Genomic DNA, 2,729 nt, shown 5'->3' on the forward strand with positions numbered 1-2,729 from the left:
AATGGAGTATTTACATACAAAAAGATTATCCACCGTCCTCATATTATTCTGCCAGCCTCGGCTTCAGAAAAGGACTTGGAGCGTACCTTAAAGTTTGCTCAAAAAGCTGAAACCTCTTGTATGATATCTCGTGCCATTAAAGGCAATGTTGACATTGAGCTCGATGCCCGCGTGACTTATGAATAACAAAATGGCCTGACAGCTAAACTGTCAGGCCATTTTGTTATTCAATATTGAAGCTTGTGATCAATCTCTTGACACACTTGGTCAGCAGTCATTCCATCGGCATCAATAAAATTAGCCTTAGTAGATGTGTCTTGAATTCCCATCACATTCGAATCAAGTCCTGTTACTACACAAAGATCACAGTTTTGCGAATCTGTTTCATTTTTCAATTCGACCACTTCATACCCTTTATCTCGAAGTGCCTGTTGAATATTACTCAATGATGGATCAACGGCGATTTTAGCCAAAATAAACACCTCCTTCTGGTAATGTGTCCAGTTAAAAGGAAGTTATGTATCATGTATAATTTTTTCATTCATCGCAGACTCTATTAATGGAGGTGAAAGCCATGAATAACAAAACGAAAAAAGATCCATCTAAAAGTGAGCTCGAATCATCTCAAGTAAAAGGACAGGGAACCACGAACACAGAAACGGGAAATGTTGAAGCATCTTCATCAAGAAAAAAGCAAAAGCGAAGTTAAATAATCCAATCAGGCTGTTGAGCTCCCTCAACAGCTTTTTTCTCGAATAGAAAAACGATCGAAAGCAATCTTACAGTTAAAAGTATTTCTTTTTCCAGAAAAAGAAAGCCGTGGCTGACGCCAGTCCTGCTGCAATTGTTAAGGTAATCGCAAAGGCGTGAGGGTGATTCGAAAAAGGTAAATTCACATTCATTCCGAAGAAGCTCGCCACCATCGTCGGCAGTGTTAGAATAATCGTGACGGAGGTGAGAAACTTCATCGCAATGTTGACATTATTCGAGATGATAGAGGCAAACGCATCCATCATACCGCTTAAAATCGAACTATATGTTTCACTCATCTCAATTGCCTGGTTGGTCTCAATGATAACATCCTCAAGCAAATCTTTATCTTCCTCATACATCTTCAAATAATTAAAGCGTAGAATTTTATCCAGCACGACTTTATTGGATTTAAGCGAGGTTGTGAAGTAAACCAAGCTTTTCTCTAAGCCTAAGAAAGTATAAAGTTCTTTATTCTTCATTGATTGATGCAGCTTGCGTTCGGTATCATTTGTAATTTTATTAACTTGCTTTAAATAACGTAAATAGAATGAGGCAATTTCTGAAAGGATTTGCAAAGCAAACCGTGTTTTTTTATTCGTATAAAAACTTTTAATTTTATTGTTTTTAAAATTAGTCAAAATAGGACTATCCTTCAATGAAACGGTTAGAAAATAATCTTCAGTAAATATAAGTCCAATTGGAATCGTCTCATATACAGGCGTGCCTGTTTCATCGTGAGTCAGATAAGGATAATCGACGATAATTAATACATCGTTCTCTTCGCGTTCAATCCGAGGCCGTTCTTCATCATCTAAAGGGTCTTTAATAAAATTCTCAGGCAACTCCAGCGTCTTTACAATTTGCTGTATCTCATCTTCAGTTGGTGCTGTCAGGTGAATCCAGCAGCCTTTTTCGAACTTAGTTAATTGTTCGATTTGTCTAGGTTCTGTTGTTTTATATATTTCAATCATGCTTTAACCTCCTCATTTTTAGAGGAAGCCATACGATCTGTTATAGAATCGATACTAAACCGTTATCGTCTATTCGATAATCACGATGGCATGAGCTTCCCCGTGCTCACTGGGTTCAGGATCGTAGGAACTACTGTTCATGCGTATCAACTCACTTTCATATTAACAGTGATTACTCTCTATCTTAATCATAAATAAGCGAAAAGCACAATAACGATTCTTTTCCAGTAAAAAGCTCCCAGTATCTTGACTGAGAGCTTTCATCTTATTATTCTAACCCGTTTGCCCGTAACCACGTTTGCGCCATTAACAAATTACCTGTTGAATTCATATGAACACCATCTGTAGTCAGCTTATAGTCAGGATGTTGTTTTAATACATCTTTAAAACATTGATGTTCTGGTACAAGCACACCGTTAAACGTCACTGCAAGCTTGCGTACAATATCGACATAAGGCTGCAGTTTACGATTACCTTCAGATTCAATGTTTTCTTCAATAATGGTTGGTTCCATAATAATAATTTGAGCATTCGTTTTAACCTTTACTAGAGATAATAACTTTTGATAGATTTTTTCAAATTCACCGGGGTAAACCTGATTCATATTCGGATTATCTAATTGTCTCCATACATCATTTATACCGATTGATATAGACACATAATCTGGATCAAGCGCAAGAACATCTTTTTCCCAACGATCCGCTAAATCCGTAATTCGATTTCCACTTATTCCTTTGTTAATTATGTCTGGAATTCCTTCCAGCTGTCTCAAACGTAAGTGATCCCGTATGATTCGCACATATCCGTCACCTATCTTTTCAGAATCAGTTTTTCTACCGCAATCTGTTATACTATCTCCAATAAAAATTAGTCTCTCACCCGACTTCATCATGATCCTCCTTCTATGTACCTGATTTCTTCAAAAAAAATCGAATGGACTCATCAACTATCCAAACGATTTTTTCCTCTATTTTCATTTTTTTAAGAATGGACTTTATCATTATA

At 36.7% G+C, this 2,729-nt stretch carries 5 protein-coding genes; 2 read left to right on the top strand and 3 right to left on the bottom strand.

The window, feature by feature from the left end:
• The coding region (locus AC52RT_RS05880; RefSeq protein ID WP_495539881.1) for an OsmC family protein at positions 1–186 on the top strand (186 nt) is incomplete at its 5' end.
• Positions 187–227: 41 nt separating this feature from the next.
• On the opposite strand, the gene AC52RT_RS05885 is transcribed toward AC52RT_RS05880, so the two are convergent.
• Complete coding sequence (locus AC52RT_RS05885) at positions 228–482, bottom strand: YkuS family protein (RefSeq protein WP_495539882.1); 255 nt, start codon at positions 480–482, stop codon at positions 228–230.
• Between the two features lie 92 nt (positions 483–574).
• Here AC52RT_RS05885 and AC52RT_RS05890 point away from each other — a divergent pair, with 92 nt between their 5' ends.
• The gene (locus AC52RT_RS05890; protein WP_495539883.1) at positions 575–709 is read left to right on the top strand and encodes a YuzL family protein; all 135 of its coding nucleotides are present in this window, start codon (positions 575–577) and stop codon (positions 707–709) included.
• Between the two features lie 76 nt (positions 710–785).
• Here the strand turns inward: AC52RT_RS05890 and AC52RT_RS05895 are convergent, their stop codons facing one another.
• Together AC52RT_RS05895 and AC52RT_RS05900 are read right to left on the bottom strand one after the other, a co-directional pair.
• A complete protein-coding gene (locus AC52RT_RS05895) occupies positions 786–1,724 on the bottom strand; it encodes a magnesium transporter CorA family protein (RefSeq protein ID WP_495539884.1) in 939 nt (312 codons plus the stop codon).
• A 268-nt stretch (positions 1,725–1,992) separates the two neighbouring features.
• Entirely contained in the window at positions 1,993–2,613 is a 621-nt protein-coding gene (locus AC52RT_RS05900; RefSeq protein WP_495539885.1) for an SGNH/GDSL hydrolase family protein, read from the bottom strand.
• Positions 2,614–2,729: the final 116 nt, after the last annotated feature.

The sequence above is a fragment of the Peribacillus sp. genome, from assembly GCF_059453735.1.